The 14,926-nt window shown below is 55.8% G+C and carries 19 protein-coding genes; 15 read left to right on the top strand and 4 right to left on the bottom strand.

The window, feature by feature from the left end; translation table 11 throughout:
* Positions 1 to 297 precede the first annotated feature (297 nt).
* The 4 genes from BLU05_RS12095 (at position 298) to BLU05_RS12110 (ending at position 2,441) form a co-directional block, all read left to right on the top strand.
* A complete protein-coding gene (locus BLU05_RS12095) occupies positions 298 to 729 on the top strand; it encodes an NUDIX hydrolase (protein ID WP_091880381.1) in 432 nt (143 codons plus the stop codon).
* A gap of 117 nt (positions 730 to 846) precedes the next feature.
* Complete coding sequence (locus BLU05_RS12100) at positions 847 to 1,182, top strand: TIGR02301 family protein (RefSeq protein ID WP_234528013.1); 336 nt, start codon at positions 847 to 849, stop codon at positions 1,180 to 1,182.
* A 103-nt stretch (positions 1,183 to 1,285) separates the two neighbouring features.
* Positions 1,286 to 1,543 carry a hypothetical protein gene (locus BLU05_RS12105; protein ID WP_091881120.1) on the top strand — a complete coding sequence of 86 codons (258 nt, stop codon included), beginning with the start codon at positions 1,286 to 1,288 and terminating at the stop codon, positions 1,541 to 1,543.
* 46 nt (positions 1,544 to 1,589) lie between these two features.
* Positions 1,590 to 2,441 carry a hypothetical protein gene (locus BLU05_RS12110; protein WP_091880385.1) on the top strand — a complete coding sequence of 284 codons (852 nt, stop codon included), beginning with the start codon at positions 1,590 to 1,592 and terminating at the stop codon, positions 2,439 to 2,441.
* On the opposite strand, the gene BLU05_RS12115 is transcribed toward BLU05_RS12110, so the two are convergent.
* Positions 2,438 to 3,217 (bottom strand): AraC family transcriptional regulator, encoded by a 780-nt coding sequence (locus BLU05_RS12115; RefSeq protein WP_091880386.1) that lies wholly within the window; start codon positions 3,215 to 3,217, stop codon positions 2,438 to 2,440. The genes BLU05_RS12110 and BLU05_RS12115 overlap by 4 nt on opposite strands.
* 96 nt (positions 3,218 to 3,313) lie before the next feature.
* Between BLU05_RS12115 and BLU05_RS12120 the strand changes: the two genes are divergently transcribed.
* The 4 genes from BLU05_RS12120 (at position 3,314) to BLU05_RS12135 (ending at position 5,430) form a co-directional block, all read left to right on the top strand.
* On the top strand, positions 3,314 to 3,568 hold the full coding sequence (locus BLU05_RS12120; protein WP_091880388.1) for a hypothetical protein: 255 nt from the start codon (positions 3,314 to 3,316) through the stop codon (positions 3,566 to 3,568).
* A 65-nt stretch (positions 3,569 to 3,633) separates the two neighbouring features.
* Complete coding sequence (locus BLU05_RS12125) at positions 3,634 to 4,026, top strand: hypothetical protein (RefSeq protein WP_091880389.1); 393 nt, start codon at positions 3,634 to 3,636, stop codon at positions 4,024 to 4,026.
* Between the two features lie 95 nt (positions 4,027 to 4,121).
* Positions 4,122 to 4,577, top strand: coding sequence for a carboxymuconolactone decarboxylase family protein (locus tag BLU05_RS12130; protein WP_091880391.1), 456 nt, complete (start codon positions 4,122 to 4,124; stop codon positions 4,575 to 4,577).
* The gene (locus BLU05_RS12135; protein ID WP_091880392.1) at positions 4,564 to 5,430 is read left to right on the top strand and encodes a sigma-70 family RNA polymerase sigma factor; all 867 of its coding nucleotides are present in this window, start codon (positions 4,564 to 4,566) and stop codon (positions 5,428 to 5,430) included. Before BLU05_RS12130 ends, BLU05_RS12135 begins: the two co-directional genes overlap by 14 nt.
* Positions 5,431 to 5,510: 80 nt before the next feature.
* Here the strand turns inward: BLU05_RS12135 and BLU05_RS12140 are convergent, their stop codons facing one another.
* Positions 5,511 to 7,388 (bottom strand): DUF3857 domain-containing transglutaminase family protein, encoded by a 1,878-nt coding sequence (locus tag BLU05_RS12140; RefSeq protein WP_175540586.1) that lies wholly within the window; start codon positions 7,386 to 7,388, stop codon positions 5,511 to 5,513.
* A 190-nt stretch (positions 7,389 to 7,578) separates the two neighbouring features.
* A complete protein-coding gene (locus BLU05_RS12145; protein WP_091880395.1) occupies positions 7,579 to 8,244 on the bottom strand; it encodes a DsbA family protein in 666 nt (221 codons plus the stop codon).
* 261 nt (positions 8,245 to 8,505) lie between these two features.
* On the opposite strand from BLU05_RS12145, the gene BLU05_RS12155 reads away from it, so the two are divergent.
* Positions 8,506 to 9,294: a PhzF family phenazine biosynthesis protein gene (locus BLU05_RS12155; protein WP_175540587.1), complete on the top strand. Its 789-nt coding sequence runs from the start codon at positions 8,506 to 8,508 to the stop codon at positions 9,292 to 9,294.
* On the opposite strand, the gene BLU05_RS12160 is transcribed toward BLU05_RS12155, so the two are convergent.
* A complete protein-coding gene (locus BLU05_RS12160; RefSeq protein ID WP_091880398.1) occupies positions 9,282 to 10,619 on the bottom strand; it encodes a dihydroorotase in 1,338 nt (445 codons plus the stop codon). The genes BLU05_RS12155 and BLU05_RS12160 overlap by 13 nt on opposite strands.
* A gap of 76 nt (positions 10,620 to 10,695) precedes the next feature.
* Here BLU05_RS12160 and BLU05_RS12165 point away from each other — a divergent pair, with 76 nt between their 5' ends.
* The 6 genes from BLU05_RS12165 (at position 10,696) to BLU05_RS12190 (ending at position 14,834) form a co-directional block, all read left to right on the top strand.
* Positions 10,696 to 11,547: a CAF17-like 4Fe-4S cluster assembly/insertion protein YgfZ gene (locus BLU05_RS12165; protein ID WP_091880399.1), complete on the top strand. Its 852-nt coding sequence runs from the start codon at positions 10,696 to 10,698 to the stop codon at positions 11,545 to 11,547.
* Positions 11,548 to 11,783: 236 nt separating this feature from the next.
* Positions 11,784 to 12,416, top strand: a complete 633-nt coding sequence (locus BLU05_RS12170) for a YfbR-like 5'-deoxynucleotidase (RefSeq protein WP_244518326.1) — start codon at positions 11,784 to 11,786, stop codon at positions 12,414 to 12,416.
* 5 nt (positions 12,417 to 12,421) lie between these two features.
* Positions 12,422 to 12,949, top strand: coding sequence for a tyrosine phosphatase family protein (locus tag BLU05_RS12175; protein WP_091880402.1), 528 nt, complete (start codon positions 12,422 to 12,424; stop codon positions 12,947 to 12,949).
* Positions 12,946 to 13,908 carry an NUDIX hydrolase gene (locus BLU05_RS12180; protein ID WP_091880404.1) on the top strand — a complete coding sequence of 321 codons (963 nt, stop codon included), beginning with the start codon at positions 12,946 to 12,948 and terminating at the stop codon, positions 13,906 to 13,908. The genes BLU05_RS12175 and BLU05_RS12180 overlap by 4 nt, the downstream gene beginning before the upstream one ends.
* Before the next feature lie 8 nt (positions 13,909 to 13,916).
* A complete protein-coding gene (locus BLU05_RS12185; protein ID WP_091880405.1) occupies positions 13,917 to 14,429 on the top strand; it encodes a cupin domain-containing protein in 513 nt (170 codons plus the stop codon).
* Between the two features lie 81 nt (positions 14,430 to 14,510).
* On the top strand, positions 14,511 to 14,834 hold the full coding sequence (locus BLU05_RS12190; RefSeq protein WP_244518327.1) for a HigA family addiction module antitoxin: 324 nt from the start codon (positions 14,511 to 14,513) through the stop codon (positions 14,832 to 14,834).
* Positions 14,835 to 14,926: the final 92 nt, after the last annotated feature.

Consider the following 14,926-nt stretch of genomic DNA (forward strand, 5'->3'; position numbering starts at 1 on the left):
AAGCTCACCATGAGGGAGAGGGTGGATGCAACGCTAGTCGCAAAGTTACAGAACTTGACTCCCACCCCCCACCTCTTCCCGTCATCCTCGGGCTTGACCCGAGGATGACGGGAAGAGGTGGGGGTGATGACGGGAACAGGTGGAGGTGGAGAGTCAAGTTCTGCAACCTTTGCAATGCAACCTTTGCGATTAGCTTTGCATCCTCACTCTCCCTCATGGTGAGCTTGTCGAACCACGCACCACACCCCACCATCCACCACCCTTGTCAAAATCCCTCTCCCGGCATACCCCTAACCCATGGCACAGATTCCACTTTCCCCGACTGTTGATGGTGTTTCGGCGGTTTGCGTCCGCAACGAAGCGTTCCTTCTGGTTGAGCGCGGGCGTGAACCGTCAAAGGGCTGGCTGGCCTTTCCCGGCGGACGGCGTGAGGAGGGAGAAGCACCTGACGCAGCGGCTATTCGGGAACTGTTCGAAGAAACCGGCATAATCGCGACCAAGGTTTCCTATCTCGATACTGTCGTCTTTGACTATTCAACGCCCGAATTTCCTGCACCCAAAGCCTATCACCTTGCGGTCTTTCTGGCACACGATCCGGTGGGTGAAGCGGTTGCTGCCGATGATGCCGCCGCCGTCCACTGGTTGAAATTCGAGGAAATGGCGACTTTTGACGTTACGCCAAGCGTGCTTGAAATGGCTGAGACGTTAACCCGAAACTTTAAAAGTTGAGGGTTGCCGCCTATTGCGCCTTGAAGACGCCTTGCTTTCCAGTCACAACCATCAGCGGGGAATCCACCACCATAGGGTTAATACGTGCGCTGCAGAGCATTGATATCAGCATTTCTGTTGGCAATCGCCACCGCAGTGCCCGCCTATGCGGTTGACCCCTTGTATGAAACAAAACTGATCCGTCTGGCTGAGGTGCTGGGCTCGATTCACTCACTGCGCAACCTGTGCGGGGAGAAGAGCAGCCAATGGCGCGACCGGATGGATTCGCTGCTGGCGGCGGAGAATCCGGACCCGACCCGGAAGGCGCGGCTCATTGCCAGCTTCAACCGCGGCTACCGGACTTTTACCGAGACCTATACGACGTGTACGAGCCAGGCGATTGCGGCGATTGACCGCTACCAGACCGAGGGAGAAAGGCTTTCTTCGGAGATCATATCGGGCTATGGAAATTAACCAGGCTTTAACTGTTGAAGCCAATGGACCGCATTTTAAGCAAAACTTATGGTATTGTTTAGCGGCAGTGTAAGAATTGGCTTCGGCCAAGGATGGTATAATCATGAACATGACATCGGCAGACCTTGATAAGCTGGTTGCAGAAGAAAAAAAGCTGGTTGCGATCGAATATCAGAATGAAGTCTGGGCAGATGGCACGCTTGAAGGTATCGAGCCCGAGATTATGGCCGAAGCTGCTTTTGCGACTGCATTGACCGAATTGATCCGTGATAACGGGGAAGTGTCCGCATTGGCCTTGCTTGAGGTGCTGCGTGAACGTATTTCTGCAGGCGAGTTCTCATCGAATCGCATTCTGCAATAATTCAGAGCATTCCTGTCACGAATGCTCTAACTCGGGGTGATCCTGTATGCTCGACAAGCTCGCTTCCGTCTCTGTGATAGCCAGAACAGGTTTTCTAGCTGCAACTCTCTGCGCTTGCGCTGTTCCTGCCTATGCAGCCGGTTTTGACAAACCTGTCCTGCTGGCACTGAGCGAGATCAAGAAGGAAGAGCTGCCCAAGGCAGCCGAAACCGCACCGGCAAAGCCTGATGAAAAAGCGCCTGCCGGAGCAACGCCGCCTGCGCCACCTCCGCCCGCTTCCGAGACCAAGCCCGCAACAACACCGGAAAAGCCCGCAGCCCCAGCCGCAACGCCTGACAAAAAAGCGCCGGAGGCACCTGCCGCCAAGGAAGGCGATGCAGCGGGAACCCGGGACAATTTGGCGCTGCCAAATGTGCCCGAGGGCTCCGCGCCTCCGCATGTGGAATATGACGTCACCAAGCTGCCCTTCCCCGTGCAGAAGATGCGCGAGTTGATCCTTACGGCCGCCAAATCCGGCTCGCTGGAAGCTTTGCGCCCGCTGATCGGCTCGGGCGATGACGTTACCCAGCTTTCACTCGCTGATGTGGACGGCGATCCGATTGCCTATCTGAAAAGCCTTGCTGGCGACACGGATGGTCAGGAAATCCTTGCCATTGCGGTCGATATTCTGAATTCAGGCTATGTGCATCTCGACGCAGGCACGCCCGATGAGCTTTACGTATGGCCTTATTTCTTCGCCTATCCACTCGACAAGCTCGACGCCAAACAGCGCGTGGAACTCTTCCAGATCGTCACCGCTGGCGATTATGACGAGATGAAGCAGTTCGGCACCTATGTGTTCTACCGCTTGGGCATTACCCCGAAGGGACGCTGGCGCTTCTTCGTCAATGGCGACTAGAGAATGCTCTTCTCAAAATAGCGCGTGGGGGTGACGCCGAACACGCGGCGGAACATAGCAATAAACGCGCTTATATTGTTGTACCCGACATCCAGTGCAATTGTTGTGACCGCCTCTCCGGCCGCCAGCAGTTCCAATGCCCGCATCAATCGCGCGCGCTGACGCCACTCCGTAAACGTAAATCCCGTCTCGACAACGAATTTTCGCGTCATTGTGCGGGCGGGGATACCAGCCCAGTCGGCCCATTCCTCCGCCTTTCGCTCATCAAGCAGATTATCTGCGAAGGCTTGCGCAATGCGCAGAAGCCTTAAATCCTGAGGCAATGGCAGTCCGAGATTCTCCTGCGGCAGGCTGGCAATCTCGTCGAGTATGACCCGGGCAATGCGCTCCTCTACCGGATTGAGTTCTTCGCCCTTCCAGCTTGCCGCCCGATTGACTGCCTCACGCAGAAGCCCGGAACTGCGTAATGTGCAGGGAAATGCGGGCAGCGCGGCACATTCAGGCTCCGCCACATAGACACTCCAGCCAAAATAAGGCCCGTGCGAACGCAGCGAGTGCTCATGATGCGGCGGTATCCACACTGCATGAATGGCGGGCACGACCCATTGTCCCCGCTCCGTTCCAACCGTCAGCAAGCCGGTGCTGGCACCAAGCAATTGCCCGCGTGCATGGCTATGAAAACCAACCAGACGCGGAAGGTCTTCCTCCTGCTTGCCTGCGATGATGATCGGCCCTTGGGATGACCCGGCACGATCGGGCGTGATGAAATAACTCATTTTGGCCTCAACACCGTATTGAATGGCACTGATACGATAGCAGCGCCAATCGCCTTTGGATAGTTTGATCTGACCACACCCAAGAAGGAGACCAGCATGCGTGCCCAGGACATTCTACCCGATGATATCAATCTGCTTCACTTCAATGATGTACCCGTGCGCAAAGGCACCGTCGGTGCATTTCTCGCCAATGCCAGACTCTGGCTCAATCCCAACGCTTCACAGGAAGATCGCGCTATAGCGGAAAAAGACATCATCGAAGCCCTGCCCGCTCTGCAGGCGCTGGGGGTGTTCGAATTCATGTCCATTCGCAACCCGCAGCTTAGCGAACTCGTCGTCACCCATCTCTGATCCACACCTGGATCTCTGATCCATACGGGCGGACTGCCGCCCGTTTTTCCATCATGGAGACCGTCATGCTCATTGATCTCAAGGAATTTCCGCTCGTCTATATGCGTGCCGATCAGGACAGCACCGAAAGTCCTGAAGCGCAGATCAAGGCGCTGTTTGCCCGCGGCGAGCGTTTCGTCATGATTGCCGATCATTCGCCTGAACATCATCAGGAAGAACCGCATGAACAGCGCAAGCAACGCGCGCAGGTTCTCAAGCGGTTCCGCGACCAGCTCAAACGCTGGTGTGCAGGAGCCATCGTCATCGAGAATGGCGGCCCTATATCCAAACCGATCAAGCTGGCGGCACAGGCATTCGGCAATGCTTTTGGCGTTTCCTTTGCCTTTGTCAAAGACGATGACACGGCGCGAAAAATTGCGCGGCGCATCCTCGTGCCGCAGGCCTTTCCGCTTGGCTGAAAAAGAATTCAAAAATTTTCAGGGACGATGTCACATCGGGCTTTCCTATCTCGTCTTGTGTGCAGGCAACTGAATGCCAAACAAGGAGACTGATGATGAAAGCCCGATTGAACCCTTATAACTACCCCGTCATGAAGCCGATGCTTGCCATGGAAGAAACAGTTGTGAAGAGCGGGCTGGAACACAGCCTGATTGAACTCGTCAAGATGCGGGCTTCCCAGATCAACCATTGCGCCTTCTGCATCGACATGCATTCCAAGGATGCAATCAAAAACGGCGAGACCACCCAGCGCCTGTTCCTGCTTGATGCCTGGCGGGAATCGCCGCTTTATAGTGACCGCGAGCGCGCTGCTCTCGGCTGGACCGAAGCCTTGACGCTTGTCGCCCAGACCAATGCACCTGATAGTGACTTTGAGGCTCTCAAGCCGCAGTTCACCGAGGAGGAGATTGTCAAGCTTACCATGCTGATCGTGACCATCAACGCATGGAACCGGATCTCTGTCGGGTTCCGCTCTGTCCACCCGGTAGACAAATCCCGTGTCCCAGCCTGACGCTACGGAAACGTTTAATCGGCTGCGCCCTCGGCTGATCCGCATTGCCTATCGCATGCTCGGGTCAGTCGCGGAGGCGGAGGATATTGTGCAGGAAGGTTTCATTCGCTGGTACCAGGCCGACCGGTCGCAGGTGCGCAGCGAGGAGGCTTTCCTTGTGCGCACCATATCGCGGCTTTGTCTCGATCATCTGAAATCCGCGCGTGTCCGCAGGGAAACCTATGTGGGGAGCTGGCTGCCGGAACCCATTTTCGATCCAAGCGAAGAAGAGGCTGACAGCGACGTCACCCTCACCCTGATGATGGCACTGGAACGCCTCTCGCCGCTGGAACGCGCCGCCTTTCTACTGCACGATGTTTTCGGTCAGGATTTCAATCAGGTTTCGGAAGCCATTGGCCGTGATCCTGCGACCTGCCGCCAGCTTGCCAGCCGCGCCCGCACCCATGTGCAGACGGCAAAGCCACGCTTTCCAGTCTCGGACGAGCACGGTAAGGACATTGCTTCAGCCTTTTTCAACGCCTCACGCAGCGGCGACACGCAAACCCTGCAGGCGCTGCTTGCCGATGACGTGACGCTCTACACCGATGGCGGCGGCATTCGTCCCTCGGCGATCAACCCCGTTTACACGCTGGACAAGGTTTCACGCTTCTTCGCCGGTGTTTCCCGCCGGGAGGAATATCATCAACCGCCGATTGTGCATCGCGGTTTGATCGATGGCCTACCCGGCTATGTCACGCGTGAGGCCGACGGTCTGCTGCAAACCACGGCGCTTGAAATCGAGGATGGAAAGATCAAGGCAATCTACATCGTCCGCAATCCGGAAAAGCTTGGGCACGTAGCTTTTGTCAATTGAGACACACGCGGATACCGACGTGAACGGCGAGACTCCATGATCGGAAGACCAATCACGAAATCTCGCGCAAGTGCCACAGTTCAATTGCTTAAAGGAGCAAGCATCACTTTTCGCTGCAGATCCTGACGCATGATGATCGCCGCCTTTTTCATGTGCTCGACTTCGTCAGGAGTGCAATAGCCCTTATCGATAGACATAATGTAGTGGCGGTTGACCCTGATATTCTGACCGTCTTTCTTGTATGTGGAGCGATATTGAATAGGGCCATCGTCAACGGACAGGTCTTTTGGAAGAAACTGGATAGCGACCTCTTTGGGAAGCGTAATGTCATAGGTCTCCGTGAGGTCGCTTGCAGCACAAGCAGTGCCATAATGCGGCTCAGCAAGATCATTGGCAAAACTCGTCATGTCGGCAATCGAATATCCGAGCGCCATAGGCATCTCGATCGGCAAAGCTTCGGGATTGGCAAGATCAAGTCCTGTCTGTTCTGCAGAGAAACCGATATCGATTGGATAGCCGATATCATCACTGGAAGGGTCACCGGCCGTAAACTCACCCTTTCCGTTCAAACCATTGCGCGCGAGCAACTGCTTTATCGCGTCGGAACGCCGGAGGGGGTCCACACTCGCGACAGCGGAACGACGGTCAAATGCAATACTGCCATGCGATATTTCGTTCACCTTGCCGTTGATTGATCCATCCAACCCAATGGATACAGTCAAAGACGTCGACATTTTATTATCCGTCGCCGTCATTGCTGGCGTTGTTCTGGTTCCGGTTGACGCATCAACGTGCAGGACAGATTTGCCGGCCAGCCAATAGGCCTGCCCACCAAATGGCAGATATTGCGCCGTTGAATCGAGATAAAGATCAAGCGCCGGTACATAATTGATAATATGGTCGAAATAGTCAGGGATCGCTTCCGGCGTCAGTTTGTACAACTTTCCTGACGCGATCAAAACACCATGACTATCGATGCCCTTGGCCTTAAGAAGAGCCTCCAGCAGAACAACATGATCCTTGCAGTCTCCATATCTGTTTCGCAGAATATCGCCGGCCACATGAGGAACATACCCGCCCTGAGCCAGATACAATGCGACGTAACGAACGTTACCCCGCACCCAATCATAGAGTATGCGGGTTTGCTCCCGTTGGTCTGAAACTCCCCTCGTCAAATTGTCTGCCAGCGTTTGAATATCCGGCGTTACCGCAACCTTGTCGTTGGCCCGGGCCTGATAAGCGTGGGCAATGGCCTCCCAATTTGCAAATGTGGTGACTGTCACATGCGGACTGTTGATAAAAACATCCGTCTTACCGTCGTCAAACGCACGAACATCAGGCTGTGCAAAAGTCCAACTCCACAGCTTGTCGCCATTCGCATCGGTCTCGCGCACCTCTTTCATCGCATTCACGTCACTGCGTAAATTCAGGGATTGCGGTGCTTTGAGCACGAGTTTGTAAGCCAGCACGCGTTCATCGGGATTGAAAGAATCGGAATAGGCAAAGTTTCCAGGAAAATCCGATTCTGTTTGTGTTTTGCGAACACGATAATGAATGGTGTCGCCAACTTCGATGTCGGGGAAAATAATGGATTTCTGCTTGCTTGTGCTGAAGAATGGCATGCCCGTGGCGGCCGGATCTTCCTGCAATCGAATTTGATCCGGCTGCACCTGTACGTGCCGCCCGTCGGCCTTGATCGTCTCAGCCTCTATCACATCGAGAGTTGAGAGTTGATCATTAAAGCGAAACGTCTTTGTCGCCAGCTTGTCCCGTCCGCTCGCATCAAGCAGGCGGCGTTTTGTTTCCCATTCACTGACGAAACGACCATCCGCTTGCACCGTAATCGTTTCGAAGGCGGATATGACTTCTTCCTTGACTGCGGGAGTGCTGTCCGCTGCCAAAGCCGATGCGGAAAGCACGGATATGGCCAGCGCCAGAATTGGTATTGATTTTACCATGAATGATCTACCTTGACGCATTTGATGGACGCTATGCCCATGAGTAATGCGCTCAACTTATTTGCCCATCGGCAAGACGCCAATTGGTAATCATACCTATACGGTTTGACCTACCGGGCCTGATCATCCCCGGCCCCGACGTCTCACCTGTTCATTGCCCCCAAGGATACAAGTCGGTAACGGCGATGTATTACCGGGGTGACGCCAATTCGTTTTCAATAATTGCCGACATCTGGGCAAGCGAGAGAGCGCCGACATATTTTTTGCCATTGATGAAGAATGTCGGCGTGCCGGTGATGCCAAATTCTTTGAGCCCACGCTCCCGCCCGGCATTCACCTTGTTCAGAAGGTCCTGATTGGCCAGACAGGCGGTGAATTGCTCCTCTGTGAGACCCGCCAGTTTTGATGTCTGCAGCAGATAGCTCTTTATGTCGGCGATCTGAAGCCATTGTTCCTGATGACCAAACAGCGTCTCGATAAAGGGATAATAGCGCTCCTTGGTCACGCAGCGCGCCAGCATGAAGATGGCGGTTGAGCGTGACTCCAGCGGCAGTTCCCGGAAGATCAACTTTGCCTTGCCGGTATTTATGTATTTCGCCTTGATCGCTGGCAGAGTGTGCGCTGTAAAATCGGCACAATGTGAACATCCCATCGAGGCATATTCGATGATGGTCACGGGAGCTTCGGCCTTGCCCATGACCATATCTTCGAGTGGGCCCGTTTGCATGAGCGTGGCAACGTCGACGCTGCCTACTGGTTCAGGTATTGCCTCGCCAGCGGCCATTGCGGATATGGCCAATCCACTCCCGGTTAGCGCCACAACAGCCCCAAGCAAAGCATCCCGGCGATTCAGCATTTATGATTTTCCTGTCTCACGATTGAACAAATTTACCGCGCGCAATGACAACGCGCTGCTAGTTTTCCTCGTATGATGAGCCATGGCAGCAAGAACCACCGCTTGTCCATCGGCCATAATGTCCATGGTGTTCATCATCAGGGAAAAACTTGTCACCATCACAGGAAAGCACAGGCGATAGGGAACGTCTATGATACTTTGTTCAAATACCAAGACATCATTGCCCGCGTATCATGACACCTTCCACAGAACGGAATCCCCATGCCAGAACTGACGATGTATCAGGTCGATGCCTTTACCTCAGAGCTTTTCCGGGGCAATCCGGCCGCCGTGCTGGTGCTGGAGGACTGGCTGCCTGTAGCAACCATGCGAAACATTGCCAGCGAGAATAATCTGGCTGAAACGGCGTTTGTGCGGCCCAATGGCGGAGGATTTGACCTGCGCTGGTTCACACCTGTGCATGAGGTGGAGTTCTGCGGCCATGCTACGCTGGCAACATCGCATGTTCTCGTGCATGAACTTGGTACGAAAGGCCAGCTTGTATTCGAAACGCGCGTTGGAACGCTGCGGGTTGACCCCAAAGATACCGGTTATCAGCTTGATTTTCCAAGTTTTCCGCCTGAAACAGTGACAGATATTCCTGCCCCGCTCAGAGCCAGTTTTGGTAGTGGACCAATTGAGGCGTTTCGCAATTTCGAGAATATGTTTGTCGAGTTGGCCAATGAGCAAGCCGTCATCGACTTTATCCCTGACCTAGCGGAAATCGTGAAACTGCAAGGGCAAGGGCTTGTTGTGACGGCCAAAGGCGACGAACATGATTTTGTTTCGCGCTACTTTGCGCCCTTCGCCGGGATTCCCGAAGATCCTGTCACCGGCTCCACCCACGCAACACTGGTGCCTTACTGGGCGGAGAAACTCGGCAAGACAAAGCTGTCAGCCTTCCAGCGCTCCAGCCGCGGCGGACATTTGTTGTGCGAATTGAAAGGTGACCGCGTGCTGATCACAGGTCAGGCGGTCACCTTCATGAAAGCGCAGATTTATCTGCCCTGACCCAATGCTTCGCCGAACAGGATTGGCTCACCTTGCGATGGCGTAACGATTTCGCCGTCCCACATTACCTTGATGCCGCGAACGATCGTACCAACAGGCCAGCCCGTGACAGTCTTGCCGTCATAGGGCGTCCAGCCCGCCTTTGAGCCGACCTGTGCATTGGTGATGGTCTCGCGCCGCTTCATGTCGACGATGGTCAGGTCTGCATCATAGCCAACGGCGATGCGACCCTTGCGCGCCATGCCGAACAGGCGGTTGGGGCCATGGGAGCTCAGATCGACAAAGCGCTCGATGGACAGGCGCCCGGCATTGACGTGGTCAAGCATGATCGGCACCAGCGTCTGCACGCCGGTCATCCCTGAGGGTGATGCCGGATAGGGCTTTGATTTTTCTTCCAGCGTGTGCGGCGCGTGGTCGGAGCCGAGCACATCGACGATCCCCTGCCCGATGCCCTTCCAGATGCCGTCACGATGTCTGGCATCGCGCACTGGCGGGTTCATCTGCAACAGCGTTCCAAGCGTCGCGTACTGGCTGGCATCCATGGTCAAGTGGTGCGGCGTGGCTTCACAGCTTGCCACATCCCTATGATCAGCCAGAAAATCAATTTCTTCTGCCGTGGAAATATGCAGGACGTGGATGCGGGCGCCGGTTTCCCGGGCGATGCGGACAAGCCGCTGCGTGCATTGAAGCGCGGCGATTTCATCGCGCCAGACCGGATGCGATGATGGATCATTGGCAATGCGGAAACTTTCGCGCTCGCGCAGGCGGAATTCGTCTTCCGAATGGAAGGCAGCGCGGCGGCGCGTGTTGCGCAGGATCGAGGCAACGCCTTTATCATCCTCAACCAGAAGGTCGCCGGTGGATGAACCCATGAACACCTTGATACCGGCAGCGCCGGGCAGACGTTCAAGTTCGGCCACATCTTTGGCATTGTCGCGCGTGCCACCAACCCAGAAGGCAAAATCGCAATGCATGCGGTGATGGCCGCGCCGCACCTTATCCTCAAGTGTATCAGCCGATGTGGTCAGTGGCTTGGTATTGGGCATTTCAAAGACAGCAGTGACGCCGCCAAGAACCGCCGAGCGCGAGCCGCTTTCCAGATCTTCCTTATGCTCAAGACCGGGCTCGCGGAAATGCACCTGACTGTCGACCACACCCGGCAGAATATGCAGGCCCGTCGCATCAATGATCTCTCCGGCGGAAGCACCGCCGAGATTGCCGATGGCAGCTATTCGGCCATTGGTGATGCCGATATCGCGCAAGGCCACACCATCCTGATTGACAACCATTCCGCTTCTGAAAATCGTATCGAACGTCTGAGCCATTTGCTTTCCATTCCTGCCTTGCGAACCCTTCACTTGCGGCTTACGTAACGGTGACAGGAAAGGCAAGGGTGAAGCGATGCCATCGGCAAACTTAAGCGGAAGAGTGGTTCTTGATGTTACCGGGGACGATGCAGAAAAGTTTCTGCAGAACCTGATTACAACCGATCTCGATGACCTCGACAAGGGTGATCTGAAACCCGGCGCGCTGCTTAGCCCTCAGGGGAAAATCCTGTTTGAGTTTCTTGTCGCCCGCACAGCGGACGGTTTATTACTCGACACGCTGGAAACCTCTGTCAGCGATTTAACCAAGCGGCTGACCCTCTATAAATTGCGCGCCAAAGTGCAAATTACCGTACGGCCTGAATCGGTTATCCGGGTTTCATGGGGAAATGAGTCAGGCGCTTCAGAAAATGATTCAAGCGTGCATGACCGCCGCTTTCCCGATGCCCTGAATGTCCGCCGCCACTATGGCACCGAGGCCGCACCCACCGCCGATGAGACACAATGGATGGCGCTGCGCATCGCGCACGGCGTGGCGGAAGCACCCTTCGACTATGCCCTTGGCGATGCTTTCCCGCATGATGTGAATCTGGACCAGATATCGGGCGTTTCCTTCAAGAAGGGCTGTTTCATCGGGCAGGAAGTGGTGTCGCGCATGCAGCATCGCGGCACGGCACGCCGGCGCATCCTGATCGCATCGGGAAATGCCAATCTGCCCGAAACAGGCACCGCGATCACCGCCAACGGGCGCGATATCGGCACACTTGGCAGCGTGGTTGGCAATGCCGGGCTGGCGCTCGTGCGCATTGACCGGGTGAAAGATGCTGCGGATGCCGGTACGCCGATCCTGTCAGGAGACACAACGCTGACGCTTGCCATTCCGCCCGAACACCGTTTTACATTTCCGGTGACGACCCAGGAGGCTTAAGCTCAGAATCTATGGTGCGTTGCTGTGGGTTGCATGAGCGTGGTTCGTGGTTCGTGGTTCGACAAGCTCACCATGAGGGAGAGTGGGGATGCAACGATAATCGCAAAGATTGCAGAATAAAGCTCCCCTCATCCTGAGCCTGTCGAAGGGCCCTCATGGTGAGCTTATCGAACCACGAACCACAGAACCATGCACCACCAGCCACCTACCACGCACAAATCAGACCGGGGGAATCCATGCCCAAAGCGGCAACACCAAAAGCATCAAGAAACGACATGCGGGCATGGCAGCGGATGTTGTCAGGCCGAAGGTTGGACCTGCTTGATCCCTCGCCGCTCGACATTGAAATCGAAGACATTGCACAAGGGCTTGCGCGTGTTGCCCGCTGGAATGGCCAGACCGTCGGTGATCATGCCTATTCGGTGGCGCAGCATTCTCTGCTGGTTGAGCAGATTTTCGGGATGATCGTCCCGGATGCTACGGTCGAGCACCACCTTGCAGCCCTTCTGCATGATGCGCCTGAATATGTGATCGGTGACATGATTTCACCCTTCAAGGCTGTGGTGGGCGGCGACTACAAGAGCGTGGAGCTGCGTTTGCAGCAGGCCATCCATCTGCGCTTTGCCCTGCCGCCTGCGGTCACGCAAAACCTGCGCGGCCTGATCAAGCGGGCGGATGCCATAGCCGCCTATTTCGAGGCTACCAGGCTTGCGGGTTTTGCCGAGACGGAAGCTGTGCTTTTCTTTGGCCGTCCACGCGGAATCGACCCGCAGGGTCTCGACTTGACCGCCATGGCAACCCAGAATGCGCAGAATGCCTTTTTGCAGCGTTTTGCTGTATTGGAATCACAACGCGCCAGCAGAAGGTAAAGGCCATGCCGCATATCATCGTCACTCCCCTTTCCCGCCTCGCCGAAACGGCGACGCGTTCCGGTGCGCGCGATATGGTGACGCTGATCAATATGGGCACGCCGGTTGAGCGACCGGTTGAAATTGCCGAAGGGCGGCATCTGTTTCTCGGGTTCAACGATATTGTCGAACCGGCAGATGGTATGACCCCGCCCGGCATTGATCATGTGCATAGCCTCATTGCATTTGGCCAAAAATGGGATCGCCAGACGCCACTGCTCGTCCACTGCTATGCCGGCATATCGCGCTCCACGGCTGGCGCCTATATTACCGCACTGGCGCTCAACCCTGAGCTTGATGAAACGCTGTTGGCGCAAACCCTGCGCAGGAATGCGCCGTCAGCCACGCCCAACAGCCGGTTGATTGCACTTGCCGATGATATTCTTGGCCGCAAGGGGCGTATGGTCGATGCTATCAAGGCGATTGGCCGGGGCGAAGAAGCTTTTGAGGGCACGCCATTTAGCTTACCGGTTGTGGTGATCCAGCCGCGATGACAACAGCTGCGCCCAATGCTGTCGAGATCAATCTGAGTGCTGCCATTGCTGCAGTCGCCGACAATGATCCGCTTATCCTGACGACACCGGCCAGCGATGATGCCCAGCGGGATGAATTGCCGTTTGGTCCATTTAACCCTCTGGCTCACCGCACATTCGAGACCGGCTTGCGCGAATGGGTTGCCGAGCAGACACCCTTGCGGCTTGGCTATGTCGAACAGCTCTACACATTCGGCGACCGCGGCAGGCACAAAACCGCTGAGGATCGCGACCTGCATATCGTTTCTGTCGGCTATCTGGCGCTGACCCGGATCACCGACGAAAACCGGGATGCCTTGCGCAAATCCGGTGCGCGCTGGCGCAGCTGGTATTCGTTCCTGCCATGGGAAGACTGGCGCGGCGGCAAGCCCACCATGATTGATGACACGATTCGTCCAGCGCTTTGCCGATGGGCCGTACAGGGCAATTCCCACGCACGCATGAGCCGTATCAGGCTGGCCTTTGGCGATGAAGGCATTGTCTGGGATGAAGAGCGGGTGCTGGAGCGTTACGAGTTGCTCTACGAGGCAGGTCTTGTTGGGGAGGCCGTGCGCGACGGGCGCGCTGACCCGCCTGCACTATCGGGCAATCTCGGCCTGCCCATGAGTTTCGACCACCGGCGCATCCTGGCGACAGCGATTTCACGGCTGCGCGCCAAGCTGAAATATCGCCCGGTGGTTTTCGAGCTGATGCCACCAACATTCACACTCACCGCCTTGCAGGAAACCGTCGAAGCCATATCCGGCCGTCACCTGCACAAGCAGAATTTCCGCCGTCTGGTGGAAGGTACCGAACTGGTTGAACCAACAGGCGCTGAACAGACACAGGCACGCGGCAGACCCGCCGCGCTTTACCGTTTCAGGCACAATGTGCTGGAAGAGCGTAGTGTCGCCGGCCTGCGCGTCGGCGGACGGGGATAGGAGATAGAATGACTGACAAGCCAAAACCCACATCCGTGAACGCTGAAGGCATTTTTGAGCCGTTTTCCGTAGAAAACGTGCCATGGGAAAACTGGTCGGAGAACACGCGCTACGGCTCACGCTCCCGCTATCTATCGGGGTTTGGTGGTGCGAGCCATGTGGGCGTTGCCATGGAAGAGCTGGCGCCGGGCATGGAGTCCACCCTCAACCACTACCACATGCTTGAGGAAGAGCAGGCGCTGATCCTCGCGGGCGAAATGACGCTCAAGCTTGGTGAGAAAACCTATCTCGTAAAAACCGGCGATTATGTCTGCTTCCCGGCAGGCCAGAAGGCCGGGCATTCCTTCTACAATCACAGCGATGCACTCTGCCGCTTCCTCATTATCGGCGAAAAGAACCCGCATGATGTGATCGTCTATCCGGAAACCGGCCGCGTCAGCGTACGGCTGACAGGTGAAGGCTACGACAAATCAGCGACAATGGACTATTGGCAGGGCGCCGATACGAACAAGAAGAAATAGATCCGGCATATACGACCAATGTCGAATTGACTGGCCTTCTCGCTATTGGCAGACTTGTCAGCAACAGAGGTGTTTAAGCGCATGTCCGAGATGTCGACGAGCATGATTAAAGCTACGACAATTCAACTTCGTTGTCCGTCACATCCGGGTGCGCTTCTTGATGACATTATTCCGGCGACGGGGAAAACCAAGGCGGAGATTGCCAAGCTTCTCGGTATATCCCGACAGCACTTTTATGACATTATCGGGGAGCGTAAACCCGTTTCGCCCGCCATTGCTGCACGGCTTGGCAAGGCTTTCGGTGATGGGGCAGCTGTGTGGCTTCGCATGCAGGCGGCCTATGATGCTTGGCATGTGGAGCGGGAAGTGGATGTCAGCAAAATCCCAACGATCCGCGCGGCCTAGAACCTTTCCGGTTTAAATAGAGGCGTTCTGTGGAAGCGAATTTGGTTCAAGGTCGAGGGATTGGCAAGACTGATCTTAACCCATCGGCGAAG

It is taken from the genome of Phyllobacterium sp. OV277 (genome assembly GCF_900104355.1).
Lineage (GTDB): Bacteria > Pseudomonadota > Alphaproteobacteria > Rhizobiales > Rhizobiaceae > Phyllobacterium.

Excerpts from the sequence above, each read along its gene's own strand:
- BLU05_RS12095 (WP_091880381.1), top strand. The coding sequence starts at position 298 with ATGGCACAGATTCCACTTTCCCCGACTGTTGATGGTGTTTCGGCGGTT.
- BLU05_RS12105 (WP_091881120.1), top strand. The coding sequence starts at position 1,286 with ATGAACATGACATCGGCAGACCTTGATAAGCTGGTTGCAGAAGAAAAA.
- BLU05_RS12110 (WP_091880385.1), top strand. The coding sequence starts at position 1,590 with ATGCTCGACAAGCTCGCTTCCGTCTCTGTGATAGCCAGAACAGGTTTT.
- BLU05_RS12115 (WP_091880386.1), bottom strand. The coding sequence starts at position 3,217 with ATGAGTTATTTCATCACGCCCGATCGTGCCGGGTCATCCCAAGGGCCG.
- BLU05_RS12120 (WP_091880388.1), top strand. The coding sequence starts at position 3,314 with ATGCGTGCCCAGGACATTCTACCCGATGATATCAATCTGCTTCACTTC.
- BLU05_RS12125 (WP_091880389.1), top strand. The coding sequence starts at position 3,634 with ATGCTCATTGATCTCAAGGAATTTCCGCTCGTCTATATGCGTGCCGAT.
- BLU05_RS12130 (WP_091880391.1), top strand. The coding sequence starts at position 4,122 with ATGAAAGCCCGATTGAACCCTTATAACTACCCCGTCATGAAGCCGATG.
- BLU05_RS12140 (WP_175540586.1), bottom strand. The coding sequence starts at position 7,388 with ATGGTAAAATCAATACCAATTCTGGCGCTGGCCATATCCGTGCTTTCC.
- BLU05_RS12145 (WP_091880395.1), bottom strand. The coding sequence starts at position 8,244 with ATGCTGAATCGCCGGGATGCTTTGCTTGGGGCTGTTGTGGCGCTAACC.
- BLU05_RS12155 (WP_175540587.1), top strand. The coding sequence starts at position 8,506 with ATGCCAGAACTGACGATGTATCAGGTCGATGCCTTTACCTCAGAGCTT.
- BLU05_RS12160 (WP_091880398.1), bottom strand. The coding sequence starts at position 10,619 with ATGGCTCAGACGTTCGATACGATTTTCAGAAGCGGAATGGTTGTCAAT.
- BLU05_RS12165 (WP_091880399.1), top strand. The coding sequence starts at position 10,696 with ATGCCATCGGCAAACTTAAGCGGAAGAGTGGTTCTTGATGTTACCGGG.
- BLU05_RS12170 (WP_244518326.1), top strand. The coding sequence starts at position 11,784 with ATGCCCAAAGCGGCAACACCAAAAGCATCAAGAAACGACATGCGGGCA.
- BLU05_RS12175 (WP_091880402.1), top strand. The coding sequence starts at position 12,422 with ATGCCGCATATCATCGTCACTCCCCTTTCCCGCCTCGCCGAAACGGCG.
- BLU05_RS12180 (WP_091880404.1), top strand. The coding sequence starts at position 12,946 with ATGACAACAGCTGCGCCCAATGCTGTCGAGATCAATCTGAGTGCTGCC.
- BLU05_RS12185 (WP_091880405.1), top strand. The coding sequence starts at position 13,917 with ATGACTGACAAGCCAAAACCCACATCCGTGAACGCTGAAGGCATTTTT.
- BLU05_RS12190 (WP_244518327.1), top strand. The coding sequence starts at position 14,511 with ATGTCCGAGATGTCGACGAGCATGATTAAAGCTACGACAATTCAACTT.